The sequence below is a fragment of the Bacteroidia bacterium genome (assembly GCA_033391075.1).
Lineage (GTDB): Bacteria > Bacteroidota > Bacteroidia > J057 > J057 > JAWPMV01.
In genome coordinates this window covers 8,136,959-8,152,544 of record JAWPMV010000001.1, presented here as the reverse complement: position 1 = coordinate 8,152,544, position 15,586 = coordinate 8,136,959, and the positions used below count along the sequence as shown (strand labels likewise).

The window sequence follows — 15,586 nt, the reverse complement described above, 5'->3', positions numbered from 1 at the left end:
TTATTCGGGTAGCTCATCCACAAAGAGGACCGATGATTCACTGCTTTTGCGACCAGAGTTCACAACTTTCCCTCCTCGCAATCGCCAGTTGATTTCGTAATCGTAGCTGTATTCCTGCTCAGGGGAAATGTATTCGACAGGCAGGGTAAATACGCCGGAAGAAGGATTGAGGGTCTCTACCTTTGTATATTCCTGATCGCCGAGTTTGTAAAAGATTTTCACATTCACGAGCCGCACTCCCTGTTCTTTGAGGAAGGTGGGATCCGCTTCCAGTTGAATGACGCGTCTCCGATACGGAGGGCTCAGGGTAATCCCGTTGAAATAGCTGGCGACCTTAGGTTCTGTAACCATATTATCGCCGAAGAAATTCCACTGAACCTCGTACTCGTATTTGAGCCAGTTGTCGTAATTGTCATCGCCGTTTACGCCATAGGAAAGGGTGAAATTGTTGCCTTTCTCATTGAAACGGCTGCGATCCACTATGATTTCCTGCGCGCTGGTCTTGCCATTCTGGTGCTTCTTCCGCAGGACTACGGTTACATAATTGATGTAATTTTCGAAGTCATCGCTATTCAAACCGTCCATAAATGCGCGTATGTCTCTTTGCTTGAAAAACATCACTTCATCCAGGTTGACTTCGTGGAAACAAGATTTGCATTTCACATTCCCCACATTTTCAGCGAAGGAAAAAGTCTTGCTGGATTTCATCATTTTGTTAAAGCTCACCTCAAACTTTCCGCTCATTTTGACTTCCTTCATGTGAAAGGCTGCAGCGATAGAGATGGGCGGTTTTGTTCTTAATGCACCGCTTTTTCCTGCTTTACTTGTTTTTGGCGTGCGCTCAGTCCGGGTTTTGGTAGATTTCTTGGACTTCTTTCCTTTTGTTTTATTGGCGTCAGGAGTACTTCCATCTTTGGTTGCTGTTTGTCCAGCATTGGTATTAACAGGATTGCTGGACGCATTTGCATTGCTTCTGGGTCGTGCTGGTGCATTGTTGGAATTAGCCGTATTGTTAGGCTTTGCTCCGGGGGTATTTGCTGTAACCGCTCCGCTTCTGGGCCGAGCAGGTGTATTGCTGGAAGCAGTCGTATTATTCGGTTTTGCTCCGGGCGTATTTGCCGTTACCGCTCCACTTCTGGGCCTGGTAGTGGCAGGAGGATTGGGTACTGGTTTTTTGGGCGGAGTCGAACTGACTTCTTTCTTCGGAGGTGTAGGCAAAGGCTTTTGTCTAATTTTGGAGATAGCGTCCTCCTTATTTGATGAAGGTTTTGCCGAAGCCCCTGAATTTGAGGTATTCTGAGTGGTTCCTGTACTTGTATTAGTTGCGGACTTTGCATCATTATTTGCAGAAACTCCTGAACTCGAGCTGTTTTGAGCGGATCCTCCACTTGTATTAGCAGCAGGGCTATCATCATTTTTTGTAGAAGCAGCTGAGCTCGACGTACTCTCGCTTGTTCCTGTTTCTGAACTAGCAGCCGGTGTAGCAGAGGCAAGCGGAGTTTCTTCTTGAGGAGTCTGACCCATGGGTGCGGGATTGTAATAGCCGTACTGCTGGTTGTATCCTCCTCCGTATCCGAAGCTGTTATGACCTCCATAAGGCACAGGCGCATAGGGTCCAAAACGGTTCTGATTCATCATCATAGACGCCCTGTCCAGGGAACTTTGCTTTTTCATTAACTGCTCCATGTTGTTGGAACTGCTGGACAAAGGCTCCATCATCATATCTGTCAACTTCTTAATCACCAGTTCGATCAGGCGATCCATTTTTTCATCAGCCTCTGCACCGCTAATTTTAATCGCGCCATTCTTGATCATATCCGTAAATGCTCCTGTTACTTCTGCTTGCAAAACGGGAGTAGCTACGGCTACGTCAAAGGCTTTGTGCTTATAAATCTGATCGAAATTTGCCTCCACTTTGGCTTCAATGGGAGAAAGGTAGCCGTCCAAGGTCATCTCGAAAGAGAAACTCATGTCGGGTGTTGGGGTTTTGAAGGATTCCCATAGAATTTTGGCGCCCTGCTTGGTAAGTTGAATGGAAATGGCAGCCTTGTGCCCATCCAATATCGGAGCTGTTCCGACTCCTACTACCTGGGAAGAGAGTTCGCCATCCGCAGCAACAAAAGAAGAAACGAGGGCGAACTTTCCAGAAGTATAAATTGCTGGACCTTTGACAGTGGCTGCAGGATTTATGGCTTTTAAAGCTGCTTTCCCATCATCCAACACATCTTCTGGTACACTCAATTCGACTATCATATGGACAATTCCTCCTCCCGTGCCTTCTCTGATGCTCTGCACACTGGAATTTTTGCTCTTGTCGCCTTCTACATAGCGGAAGAAGCTAAACTCAGGTGTACCGTCTTCTCTATAGGAAAGAGAAGCTTTATCTGAGAGGTAGTAATAGGTATTGGGATCCTTGATGTCCGGGAAGAAAGTTACCTCCCCTGCCCGTACAGGCTGATCAATGAGGATTTGCTGTGCCTGAGCCAGGTAGGCGCACATAAAAAATCCGATGAAAAAAAGTTTGCGAAACATAAGATTTAGGTTGACATAAAAGCTAAGGGAGTCCCAGGGGAGTGAAGGCAAGTCGATCATGGGCTTGCCTTCACCTCCAAATCATTGTCGTCTATGTTGTAGGCTTATTCTTCGATAAGAGCGGAAGCGGCCTTCAATACTTTATTGAGAATTTTCATGGTGGGATTGGTGATTTCCTTGTCCTTGGAACCTCCCCCCACAAGTTCTGAAGCTGCCTTTATCCACTTATTCAGTTTGTCGCCCTGAAGCTCCGGGATCGTGGCAAAGACATAGTCATCATTAAACTTAGCTTCCCATTCAGGCTGGGCCAGTTTTCCTCTTTTCTCATGCGTCAATACCAAACGATAAGCATAGGCAGGTTTGTCTCGGTCCACAAAAATCATCCGTTCTACCAAAGGCTCTCCCTTGGAAACCGTGAGCGGAATATTGCTTTCAAATTCTTTTCCGAATTTCTGGTAACGGAGCTGTAGGGTCGCCCGTCGAATGCCTTTTGCTTTCAAGTCATCCAAATCAGCTTCAAATTCAATGGTACGAGGAGTGATAGGTGCAGCCAGGGTTACTCCCTGCCAATTACCACGGATCCAGTTTCCTTTTTCGGGGAATAACTTTCCGCCCTTTAAACTCCATTGCATCTTGTATTCGTATAGATCCGAGTCATTGTCATCTCCTCTGGAGTAAGACATATTTGCCAGGGTACCATGCTCCTGCAACCAGGTACGGTCAATGGTAATGGCGTCATGGAAATCATTACCCGCTGATCTGCGCTTGCGAACGTCTACATTTACGTAGTTCACTTCTTTGGCAAACATTTCTTCTGCCTCCAAATCCAGAACAAAATTGATGTCTCTGTGCTCAAAGAAAGGATCATCGAGAATTACCGTATTCACGCATTTTTCATTGTCCCTAACTCCGTCGTACCAGGAAGCCAGGTTACCGGTGATGCCCACTTCTTCCGTGATGGTTGAACGGTAGTTGAGGTTGATGACTTCTTTTCCTCTTTCAATTTTCACTTTTAAGCGCTCTGCATCTATGTAATAGTTATCAATTTTTTCAGGCGCATCTTCTCGCTTGTATTTTTCATCCTTGTTGGAAGTAGCCAGGTTTTCCTGTGTCGCCAGAGATTCGATAAATGCCTGGGTAAAGGCCTGAATCAGGTTTTGGGCAATGGGATCGTCCTGATCCGAGAAATTGTCCAACTGGAAATCTACTACCTTGGTTTTGAGCAGATTGTCCATGACCTGCTTTGTATCGAACATATGAATGGTTCCGGGTGTATCTCTTCCTTTTCGTACTACCCCAGGATAGGTATTCTTTTGGCGGGTATCCTTCATGAAGTGCTCCTCCAATTTGGACCAGTCAATGGTTACTTTCCCTTTTACTGCTGGCATCATCACCTTGTATTGGAAATAGCAGTTGACGGATACGTCCGTGATCGATCTGCTTTCTTCAAAAGTTGAAGCCAAAAGCATAGCTGCATTTTTATCCATCATTGCTGCTGTCGCTACTTTCTGTCCAGGTAGCGCAGGTGATTTTCCTTCATGGATAAGTTTCGCAGCAGGATTGTCTTCATTTAAGGTTGCTGAAGTAATGCTGAACGAACCTGCTTCTGAGATAAGTTTTACCGGCCCAATCGCCACGGCTTTCGCACCCGGCTTGAATTTGGGATTCCCTCTTTTCATTAAGGCAAATTTCTCCTCCAGTTTCTTTTGCAAATCAGCTTCCTGCTCAGGTGTCAAACCCCATTCCATCAGAAAGTGCATCAAGGCTCCCTGTGAACCGCCTGCTTCCGGCTTATCATTGGTCGTGTATTTGGTAAAGAGGAATTCAGGTGTTCCATCCTCACGCTTTGACAAACGCAAATTGGTGGGTAGATAATAATACTCACTCGTATAGTAATAATCATCGGTGTAGGTGATAGGAGCAATGCTGGAGTATACATTGTTGATGGCTCCCCAACGTCCAATTCGACTATTCTGTGAGCGGAAGTTGTATTGGTTGGATACGCTGACAGTACCGGTCATGCGGTCGCTGCTGGCTTTTCCGTAAAGAATGACTGTGGTACCGTCGTCCAGTACTACGCTAAGTCGGTTCTGGTAGTCCAGAATTTGCCCCATCAAGGTTTCATGGGCGGTAGTACTGATGAGCAGTACAAAGATCCATTTCAGGGTATGATGAAATACAGTTTTCATAATATTTGAATTGCTTTTGAAATCAGTTTTGTGGTTTCTTTAAAATTCGATGGACGATGAAGTTTCCTTTCGCCTTTTTTTTAGGATCAAGGATGACTTTGCTTCCTTCCATCTTGCTAAGCTTTCTGAATAGCTTATTAGGTGTATTTGAAAGGCGATAGATAAAGAATTCGCGCGCCCGTATTTTTCTTTGGTCCATGATCTCCAGGGCATCGATGACAAAATCGCTGCAGTTGTAGGAGAAGAGGTTATAGGCTTTATTTTCAGCTACTTTTTCTCGCAGCTTCGAAATCAATTGAAAGTCCTGCGCTTTGCTGCTTTTTATTTTGATCAGTCCGTCAAACCTTCTGGCAATCATCCCATCGGGCAAACCCTTGTAAAAAAGTTCCTGGATGGAGAAACTTTTCCCCAGAGCCGGATAGGCATGATAGAGGGCATCGTAATCTTTGTTCAGGTAGGGAAAGCGGAAACTTTTCTGCGTAGTCCAGAGATCAAAATAGTGGACCTTCCCATTGCTGAGGGTGTCTTCGTAGAATACCTTCTCTCCTTCATGCATGCTATCACTGATAGCTATATCGTAGGCTTCTATGGCAATCGCACTATGCCCGGTATATCCATCAAGCGTTGCATAGAGGATGACATAGACGTCCGCACGAGCTAGCATAGCTTGCAGGCAAAAAAGGCTTATGAAAAGGTATTTGATCATCCAGGTCTATTTTTCGAATAAGTCTGCGAAACGTGGATCACCCGATATCTGGTCTTCTTCTTTCACTACTTTTCCATCTCCTCTGGATATGCGAATGGCTTTTCCTGCCGTCAATAATTCTTCTTTGAAGCTTTTATCGCCCTGTACAAGTTCCTGGGGAATATTGGCGTAGACATAGCCGGTAGAAAAGCGAGCTTCCCAATCGGTAGCCATGATGCCTTCCGGATGGTAAAAGAGTAAGCGATAGGCATATCCCTTGGCATTTTTGTCCATGAAGATGGTCTTCTCCAGGAAGGGTTCGCCTTTGCTGGTTCGGATATTGACTACGGTTTCTACTTCTTCTCCGAATTTGTTGTAGCGGAGCTGGATGGCGACATTTCTTATCTCAGCAGCCTCCATATCTTCGAGGGAAGATTCAAAGGTGATGTTGAAGGGATAGATGGGCGGATTTATTTCCAACATGCCCCAATCTCCTTTGGTCCAGGCAGTATCAGGGATGTAGGTATTTCCTCCCTTGAAGCTGTACTTCAGTTTGTATTCATAGACTTCCGGCTTTGAATCCCGGGCTTTTGAATAGGTAAAGCTCAATCGATTGCTGCCTTCATTCTTCTCACCTAGATACCTGCTGTCAACAATAAGGTCTTCATTGAAAGGATAGGCGTCTTCCGCATCCCGGGTTTTCCGCAATTTTATGTTGATCGAATTGAGCTCTTTTTTCTCCAGCATTTCCTCGATCGTACCGTCCAGCACGATGTTGACATCTCTGTGTAGGAAAGTCGGATCATTGAGCAAAATGACGGATACGCATTTGGGGTTATCCCGAACCGCATCATACCAGGTACCCAGGTTTTCAGTCAATTGGTAGCTGTGGCGAAAGGTGGTGGAATAGTTGAGGTTGAATACCTGCTTTCTCTTTTCAATTACATTTTCTGCAAATCTTCTATTGAATTTAAAGTAGACGCCATGCTTGATATCCGGCATGTCGGTTTTCTGCTTCTTGCTGGGCGTCAAGGGTCTTGCATCCATGTCCTGATCCGCGAAGCTATCCAGGAAGTACTGGAAGAACATTTCACGAATTTTTTCTACTCTTTCATCCGCAACCAACTCTTCAAAGCGCATATCAATGACCTTGTTCTCCTCCATTTTATCATAGAGTTCATGCATCTCATCGTAAGTGAATGCACGATTGTCACTCGAATGGAACCAGCCTCTTTCGATGGAGCCTGTTCTCGTAAACATCCCTTTCTGGAAGAGATCCAGGCTATCTACCTTGCTCCAGTCTTCGATGATGTATCCTTTGGCTGCAGGAAACTTGAGCGGATAGGTATAGGATAAAGAAATGGAAAGGTCTGCGATGGAGCGCGTTTTCTGGAAGCTTGCGTCCAGCAGCTGAGCCGCTTCTGCATCCAGGTTGGCAGCCAGGGCGATTTTATTTCCGGGGAAAGTCGGCGCTTGTCCGGTAAAGACCAGTGAGCGACGAGTTCGGCTATTTGACAAAGTGGCCGAAATGATCCTGACGGAATTGGTATCTGCCGGGGCAACCTGAGCGACTCCCTTGATCTTTGCCAAAGGATCTTTTTTGCTTGCCAATTCAGCCAACTCAGCTTCTTCTTCTGAACTCAATCCGTACTCCATCAAGAGATGAAGAATCGCACCCGAAGCTTTTCCATTTTGCTCCGAGGCATATTTGATGAAAAGAAATTGAGGCGTCCCGTCCTGCTTTTTGGAAAGGCGCAGCTTGGTCGGCAGGTAATAATACTCATGCGAAGCTTCATCCGAAAGAGAAGTCGCTCTGCCATACAGCATTACCCCAGTCCCATCTTCCAGCGTAAGTGCCATGGAATTTTCACTGTCCAGCACCTGCGCCTGCATCTGCGGGAGTCCCAGCATCAGGCCTATGGAAATGTATATTAATAGAAGTCTCATCTGTAGAAATTATTCTTGCTTGTCGAGTGTCAATGCACCGATCAGTTGATAAAAGCTGCTTTTCAATTGTACATCCCCTAGTCCCTTGATTTGGTAATTCATTTCGAGGAAGATTTGCTTGAGTTCTTCTTCATCCTTGAGGAGTTCCTGCATTTGTTTGCTTCCTTCTGCATCCCAGCGAAAGGAAGCCGCCCATTTTGCTCCGGGAAAAACCGGCGTTTGCGGGGCGGCTTTTAGCTCTTCCCAAAGGAGTTCTGTAATCTTTTTGTCTTTGTTGTGGTAAAAATTCCAGGCAGGCTCTCCAGCAGCTTGAATGCTCACAGCCCCCCAGATCATGGCTTGTTCTCCTTTAGCCTCTTTCAGCAATTCAATCGCTTCTTTTTCCTGTTCTTTCTCCAGGCCCCAGCTCAATAAGAGGTGCATAATTGCTCCTTCTGCTTTACCGTCTCCATCTTCATCATAGGCCAGAAAAGAGAATTCCGGATTCCCATCGACCTCTGATAATCTGAGGTTGGTAGGCAGATAGTAATAGGCAGCAGAAGTCCGGGCTTTGTAGAGCTCTACCACCTGGCCGTCTGAAAGCTTAAGACTCACACGCTCATTCACGTCCAGGATCTGGGCGAAAAGGCTAGCTTTCAGCAGCAATAGAATCGATATGAATAGAAGTTTTTTCATCTGCCTTGCTCTGGATTTGGTAATTCATCGATAAACAAAACTCCGGTATCGTCGCTGCCGGAAATCTGTAGAGGAGCGGCTCCCGATCTGAACCAGCGGATGCTATACTCCACTTCGCTTACCCCTTCCGGAAGCGTGATCTCAAAAACCTTCTCTTCCAGGTCCTGATTGGAACCGATGAGTATGGACTTCTCCTCCGTTTCTCCGAAAAAGGGATATTTGATTTTCACCTGTACCCTTCTGATTCCTTCTTCCTTGAGCAAATCCATATCGCCTACCAATTCGATTCTTTTGCGTTGGAAGGGCGAATACAAATTGACCTTGGCACTTTTGCTGTGGAACCATTCCGAACTATAGTCAGCCTGATAGCCAATAAAATCCCAGATTACTTTGTAATCGTATTCCATCCATTTCTCCAGATCCTCATCTCCTTTATTGAGGTAGGTCCAGCTGGTATCATTCGTACCATTTATCAGGAATTGTCCCAGGCTTTCATCTCCATTTGCATGCGTTTTCCTCAAAACCAGGCTGACATTATTGATCATCTTACCTAGCTCTTTCTGGGTAGTTCCGTCCAATCCCATGAAGACTTTGCGTTGCTGAAATTTGGCATCCCAAAGCGGAACATCTCTGAAGAAGCGCTCATCCGATCCGTACTTTTGGTAGAGATCTCCGAGATTGAAACTGATGAGGTGATTTCGTTTGACGGTCGTTCTTCCTTTGAAATAGAGGGTAGACTGGCCGCTTCTTTCTATGTCTTTCTTCTTGTAAACTCCGCCCACACTGAAATACTGTTTGGCGATGCTCTGAAACATGCTCAAAAAGCCCTGATTATTGAAGTTGGGATCTTTCTGGGGAATTTGTTCGGGCGGAACCTTATCAAAAAGAATGTCGATCAGCTTGTTGTATGCGGTACTGACCAGGCTTTCCATATGCGGATTATCTCCTACCTGATTGAACTTAATGGCTTCCTCTCTCCGCAATTTGCTGAAGCCTTTTTCGAGTTCTGCAGAGACAACGAAAATCCTGGCTTGTGCTCCCATCAGCTCGCTTTTGAATACCCGCGTCCAGTCTACTTCCAGGCTGGCATTGTAAGGAGCGGATAGTCCTTCGAAAACAAATTCAAAGCTGATGGAAACATCGGAAGTTTTGTTTTTCAAAGTCTCCAGTAATAACTGGGCCTGAAGCTTATCGAGGTTGAAAGACAAAGCCATTTGCCCATTTTCCATAACAGGAGCTTTGCCTGTTCCCACGAGTTCCAGTTTGCGGTCTTCCGCAGAAAGCAAGACCGAAGAAATGACATGATAAGTTCCTTCTACAAATAGCACTGGAGCTTTTAGGGTTAACTCATCATTGTCCAACTTATTCCTCAATACCCTTTCCGCACTTTTTATCTGCTCTGGGTCCGTGTCATAGGTAAAAAGGCAGCTGAATATTCCCCCTCCATCTGCTTCATTGATGGTAGAAGAGCTATTGTTTTGATTGGGCTTTTCGAGGATATATCGGGTAAAAGAAAAGGCAGGAAGACCTTCTTCATTGACCACCAACCTTCCACGATTGGGCAGGTAGTAATAAGAAGAAGTGTCCGAATAGGAAGGAAAACACCATAAACCATCAGCCTGTATTCCTTCATCTACGAGGATGTTTTGTGCTAGCCCTGACCTGAAAATCAGGATAAAGCATATCAGGAAAGCAGTATGAAACAGGCTTTTCATAGGTATTGTATTATGGGTAACTTAGGTGAGTAAGCGAGGAATATTCTTAGGTTTATTGTGGCGCTGTGATGAAGAGGTATTCTTCTTTTGAATCTCCCACCACAAGCGGTTGAGTTACTTTTTTCCCTTCTTCGAATTGACTTCCGAACCAGACTACCTGGTAGTAACAGGGCTCAGGATTTCCACTTCGATCCTCGTCGTAATAGAGGGCTACCTTTTTTATGTTTTCGGCATCACTGGCTTTCATCAACACACTCCTTTGCACCTGGGCCTTGCCGTTCAGTACTACATAAAATTTAATCTGAACCGTCTTGGCTCCACTTTCTTCATAAGCTGCCGGATCAACTTCCAGTTCGACTATCTTCTTTCGGAAGGGGGGAATCAAGGAAATCGCAATCTCATTGACAGAAATCCATCGGTCTTTGTAAGCGGGAACCCGGATCGTTTTATCACTTCCTTTCATACTCCAGTTGACGAAATACTGATAGTTCAGCCAGTTCTCATCTTCATCCAATCGAGGATAACTGATAGCTTTAACCCCATCACTTTCCTGGAGGTCGCTAGATTGAAAGGTAATCGCATCGGTTACGGCTGCATGCTCTCCTTTATATTCTTTTTTGAAGTCTACCGAAACGAAATTCAGGATATCTCCGAATGACTCAGCAAATTCTCCATCGACCTGGAAGTGGATGCTTCTTTTCTGGAAAGCAGGATCGTTTAGATTGACCGTGCGGAAGTATTTGTCTTTGTGAATTTTGTAAAAGGAGCCGCCCAGGTTTCCCGAGGTATAAATCGGTACCTTGATGACCGTTGACTTATTTAAGTTCAGGTAAAAGCGATTGCTGTTTATCTCCGTGATTTTCTTGAGGCTAAATTGATTATCGCTTACGTATTTCTGGTCTTTCGCTCCGCTGAAAAACTTGATAAAACCTCCGGCTTCTTGTCTGCCGGGAATCTCCTTCTCATTGATTTTGATTTTCTCAGGCATTTTGGACCAACCCATTTTCGTATCAAACATGAGTTCGATGAGCTTATTGGTTACGATGTTGAGGAGGTTTTCAAGATCTTTATTGTCCATATCGCTGCGGCTGAATACATCTGTATTGAAGCCTCCGCTTTTGGCAAACTCATCTGTAATTCTACGGATTTGAGATCGGTCGTAATCTTTTTGGCGGTTCAGGATTTTGGAGTAATGGGTATATACATTTTCCATCTCCACATTGATGACCGCATTGTAACTTTTGACCGCAGCTTCATAGTAGCCGCTGATAGAAACGGAGACATCGGATGTTGGGCCTTCGAAAGACTCCCATAAGAGGGTGGCTTCCGTTTGGTCGAGGCGGGCAGCGATAGCAGCTTTAGATCCCGGCAATAAAGGTGCATGCCCGGAGCTAATCAAACGGCTGCCGATGGAGTCTTCCGTATTTCTCAAAATAGAGGAAATGACTTGAAAACCTGCAAGGCCTTCTTCCCCATCTTTCATCGTTTGCAAAAGAGGTACGGGCCCGGCAATTCTTGCACCTGGCAATTCCGCTTGCAAGGCAATTTGAAGCGCTTCTAATTCTTCCTGCGAGAGGCTGAACTCAATGAGTGCATGAAAAATACCTCCATTGGATGCTTCTTCCTGGCCTACGTATTTAATGCAAAGTAATTCTAAATCCCCCTCATCATTGGTAGAAAGGCGAGGAGCCCTGGGGATATAGTAATAAAGGTTGGGATCGCTGTTGTCCTGTAACAACTGGATTCCGTCGATTTGAATCCGACCTTCGTCATATTTTACCAATCCGAAGACGGTGTGCCCCCATAAGAGGCATAGTATTAGACTTAATGTTCGCATCTGTTGTCGTGTGTTTCATAACAAGCTTACTGCGAATATTTTTTCTAGTAAAGGTGTTCTTTTCGAAGCAGGGGTAGAAGCTTCCGAAGATGGGTTTTTCTCTCCCAAAGGTGTTTAGGGCTTGTGCTTGAGTTTCGAAAAGTGGAATTCAAAAAGCTATGATTCTTCTGGGGCAGAAAAAGATCCACGCTTTGAATGCAAGCTTCTCAGCCTAATTTGAAGTATCAGGCTTTCCTTCTTTCTCCTAGTATTTAACAATCTTGGTATAAGAAACATCTGCTCCCCTATCAATCTCAAGAATGTATACTCCTTTAGCAAAGGGCAAAAGCGAGATCTTCTCCACATTACTAGTCAAATCTCCCTCTTGGCAAATCTTTCCTTTCAAATCTATCAGCCGGAAACTGCTCCCTTCAAGCTGACCAAAGAGTTTTAAGATATCCTGTGTGGGATTGGGATACATTCTGATTCCTTCCTCTTCCGGGCATGTTAGAGGAGCCGAGGAAAATTGTGCGGTGGTATAGATAGCGCCATTTTGGGTTAAGATGAAAGGCTCCTCATTGTTTGTTTCAAGTAGATGCAAAGGATTTGTAATATCTAGCTCAATCGCTTCCCAATTATCTCCTCCATCCGAGGTTTTGTGGACATTTCTATCTCCAACTATATCTCCGCATATATAGCCCTGATTTTCATCCGAAAAGGCAATTGATCGGTAAATACTGCTTTCTTCTCCAATCCCAAACACGCTGTTCCAGCTTTCTCCCCCATCTTCTGTTCGCAAAATCAAGCCTCCATTCCCCACAATCCAACCATCCAAAGCCGTCGAAAATTCAACATCGTATAAAATTTCTCTCCCTTCAAGGATATCCTGCTGTATCCAGCTCTGGCCTTGATCTTCGGTTTTCAAAATTGCTCCTGTCGCCCCTACGACCCAGGCTGTTTGCTCATCAACTATGCTGATTTCATATAAATTAGCCAGGCTTCCTGAAAGGGGAGTATTCACTTCCATCCAATTATTTCCGCCGTCAACCGTCTTGAGAATTTTTCCTTCCAAACAACTAATTATCCCTACGCTTTCATTGAAAAACTTGATATCCATTCCCTGATACAAGGGAAGTAAATCAAAGCTTGACTCCCGGATCAATTGCCAGGTGCTCCCGCCATCTGAGGTCTTCAGGATCATGCCCCAAAAGCTTCCTCGCCTGAGCAGGAAGCCTGTATTTTCATCCAGAAAGAATAAAGATGCATTGGTTATATCATCTCGTCCAAAATCGTCGATGTACTTGAGGGTCCAGGAATTTCCCCGATCGCAGGATTGGGCAATTGTATTTCCACTAACGGCCCATAAAAAATCTCCCTGCCCGCTTACGATTTCACCGAAGTATCCAATATTCGGATTTATATCTGCGCGTTCGCTCCAGCTTTGGGCATGAGAAATGGAAAGATTGAGGACCAGAAATGCAATGAGAAAGGTAGATAGTAGCTTCATAGGTTGTCGAGGATATTGTGCTTTTGCATAATATAGCTGCTAGCGGGAGTAATTCCTATAGAGGCGATGAGGGATGGATGGGTGATGGGGGTTAACGTAGATCCGTTTATTCCTAATCCAATCACAACTGGAAGATGCTCTATTAGTAAAACCCTAAAATTAAAAGAGGTTTTAGTCGTTTGGGATCCACAAGAGAAAATATAGCATTTCTTAACGGTTTATTTTGTAATGTATTAGATAGGAGAGATTTTTTTGTGTAGCAAAAAAGAGGGGTGCGTTAAAGAAATTTAATAAAGTAGGCTATTGGTACTTTTAACTAGGTTTTAGTTATTCCATATTCTTTTCACCTTTCTAATCTTAAGTAGAAATGTAGGTATTTTCAGGTATTCATTTTAAGCTGTCGATGTCAGTCTAATTCTAGATATACCATCTTATTGCCAGGTGAGAATCTTATCCTAACACTTTGGCTTAAAACACCACTAGTAATACTTTGATAATGCTCCTAAATGGCTAAATATTGAGTACTCCTAATGTTCTATTTAGTGAGTAAGGGAAAACAAAGTCTGGTTTTTTCAGCTAATTCATATCGCTTTAGAGTAAAATTTTTAGTCTAGTTGGATATATCGGCGATTGTGAATGCAAAGGATTCCTCCTATATTTAATTACATTTATCCTATAATTTAAGATGATTTTACAATAAGGTTCATGCCGAAAAAACCTGTCATCTTCCTAGCTTTTGCGAATCCTTCACTGAATCCGCTTTCAGAACTTATCGAAGAAAATAAAGTGATCTATAGAACTCTACTCTCGGGTGAAGAAGAAGATCGATACATGATTCATCAAGAAGCTCATACATCAATCAACAGCTTATTTTATTATCTGAATCGTTTTTCAAATAGAGTATTTTTATTTCATTTTGCCGGGCATGCTGATATGGATCATATACTGTTGCAGGAAGAAGGTTCGGATACACCTGAACTTACATTCATGGGAGGAGTCATACCCAAGTTAGCTCAGCAAAAAAACTTAAAGTGTGTAATGCTAAATGGTTGTTCTACTAACACACATGCAGAAAAGCTATTGGAATTAGGGATTCCCGCTGTCATTGGAACTAGTAGTCCAATTAATGATACAAAAGCTCGAGAATTCGCAACGGATTTTTACCAATCACTTGCAGCAGGCCATACGATTCTAGAAGCTTTTGACTCTGCAACGAATCATTTAAAGGCAAAATATCATCCAAATGCTTTAAAAAAGAGTAAAAAAGGGAAATTTAAGAGCATTTCTTCTGAAAGTGGGTTAAAAATTCAACATCGAAAAATCTCATTAGATTTCTTAAACAAAGATAAAGAGGAAACTTTTTCATGGCATTTATTTTTTCAGGAAAAAAGTGATTCTCTTCAGAGTCCTTTGCCTACTAATCAGATAAAAAATCTTAAGATACGAGCCATTCCATCTTCTTTGAGCCCCCAACCAGATATTGAAAAGCTCTCAGTAGATATCTTTAATGAAATGCTTCATTATGAACCGAAGTTGTACAAATGGTTGGAAGAGGAAGTTGACAGAGAAAGTCATCACCTTCAGGCAAAAATTATAATGCATTTGCCTTCGACATCAGACAATCAATTACAGACATTAGTACATTTGGAATTCTTGGATCATGAATATCTAACTCAACTTATCAGGACTTATGATGCAATAACAGAAATAATAATACTCACATGTTTATCTCAACTGTGGGATTATAAATTCTTGAATAAAGAGACTGTATTTCCAAAGTCCCTAAAAGAATCATGTAAACGCTTTCTTACTTTATCTGAACAAGGGCGCTTCAATTTCAATCCTCTTCCACTAATTAATGGAATTAGTGAATCTTATAAGCAGTTTTCTATTCCTTTTTTTATAGAGGAAATGGCGTTTTTACTCGAGGAATTGGATAAAGAGGAGAAGCTTTGTGAAACGTGGGAAAAAATGGAAGATATAAGACAAAATTTAAAGAATCTTGGAGAAGACGATATAAAAATCCCCCAAATTGCTAAAGAGTGCGAATCATATTTTTTGGTCTTATTCACCAGAATGTTATTCATCATTCGCTATAAAATGATTGCTGTTAATGATGTGATGATTCGCAAATCTCGGCATAATTCTCCTACCTATGAAATAAACAGGGCGGTACATGCTGAAGCTTCTTTTGGTTCACGGATCAAATACAAATTCGAATCCTATGCAAACTATACAGAAGACCAGGCAGTAATTTTATTGAACGATACAGGTAACCTAGACAAGCACATCAATCTTTCTCCCTTTGTTATAGATAAAAATGTCCTCGACTATCGAAAGAACCCCTTGAAAAAGTATTCAAATTCCGCATTGTATTTCTACAATCACTACAGTGCGGAAAACCAGGCATATGTATACAAGAGCAGCAACCATCAAGACTGGTTGGAAGTAAGTTTTCAGACCTATCCGAAAATCTGGAAAATGATGGAAGCATTTAAGGAAAGTATTTTTAACTAATCT

At 43.3% G+C, this 15,586-nt stretch carries 9 protein-coding genes; 1 reads left to right on the top strand and 8 read right to left on the bottom strand.

Translation table 11 applies throughout. The features are described 5' to 3' along the window. The 8 genes from R8P61_32380 to R8P61_32345 form a co-directional block, all read right to left on the bottom strand. On the bottom strand, positions 1 to 2,532 hold the full coding sequence (locus R8P61_32380; protein MDW3651821.1) for a hypothetical protein: 2,532 nt from the start codon (positions 2,530 to 2,532) through the stop codon (positions 1 to 3). A gap of 104 nt (positions 2,533 to 2,636) precedes the next feature. Next, entirely contained in the window at positions 2,637 to 4,721 is a 2,085-nt protein-coding gene (locus R8P61_32375; GenBank protein ID MDW3651820.1) for a hypothetical protein, read from the bottom strand. Positions 4,722 to 4,743: 22 nt separating this feature from the next. After that, positions 4,744 to 5,427, bottom strand: coding sequence for a hypothetical protein (locus tag R8P61_32370; GenBank protein MDW3651819.1), 684 nt, complete (start codon positions 5,425 to 5,427; stop codon positions 4,744 to 4,746). A 6-nt stretch (positions 5,428 to 5,433) separates the two neighbouring features. Next, a complete protein-coding gene (locus tag R8P61_32365; protein MDW3651818.1) occupies positions 5,434 to 7,353 on the bottom strand; it encodes a hypothetical protein in 1,920 nt (639 codons plus the stop codon). 9 nt (positions 7,354 to 7,362) lie between these two features. Beyond that, positions 7,363 to 8,028 carry a hypothetical protein gene (locus R8P61_32360; protein MDW3651817.1) on the bottom strand — a complete coding sequence of 222 codons (666 nt, stop codon included), beginning with the start codon at positions 8,026 to 8,028 and terminating at the stop codon, positions 7,363 to 7,365. Next, positions 8,025 to 9,743 carry a hypothetical protein gene (locus R8P61_32355; GenBank protein MDW3651816.1) on the bottom strand — a complete coding sequence of 573 codons (1,719 nt, stop codon included), beginning with the start codon at positions 9,741 to 9,743 and terminating at the stop codon, positions 8,025 to 8,027. The genes R8P61_32360 and R8P61_32355 overlap by 4 nt, the downstream gene beginning before the upstream one ends. Positions 9,744 to 9,795: 52 nt before the next feature. After that, a complete protein-coding gene (locus R8P61_32350; GenBank protein ID MDW3651815.1) occupies positions 9,796 to 11,580 on the bottom strand; it encodes a hypothetical protein in 1,785 nt (594 codons plus the stop codon). A gap of 244 nt (positions 11,581 to 11,824) precedes the next feature. Continuing rightward, complete coding sequence (locus tag R8P61_32345; GenBank protein MDW3651814.1) at positions 11,825 to 13,066, bottom strand: YCF48-related protein; 1,242 nt, start codon at positions 13,064 to 13,066, stop codon at positions 11,825 to 11,827. Between the two features lie 705 nt (positions 13,067 to 13,771). Here R8P61_32345 and R8P61_32340 point away from each other — a divergent pair. Then, entirely contained in the window at positions 13,772 to 15,583 is a 1,812-nt protein-coding gene (locus tag R8P61_32340; protein ID MDW3651813.1) for a CHAT domain-containing protein, read from the top strand. Positions 15,584 to 15,586: the final 3 nt, after the last annotated feature.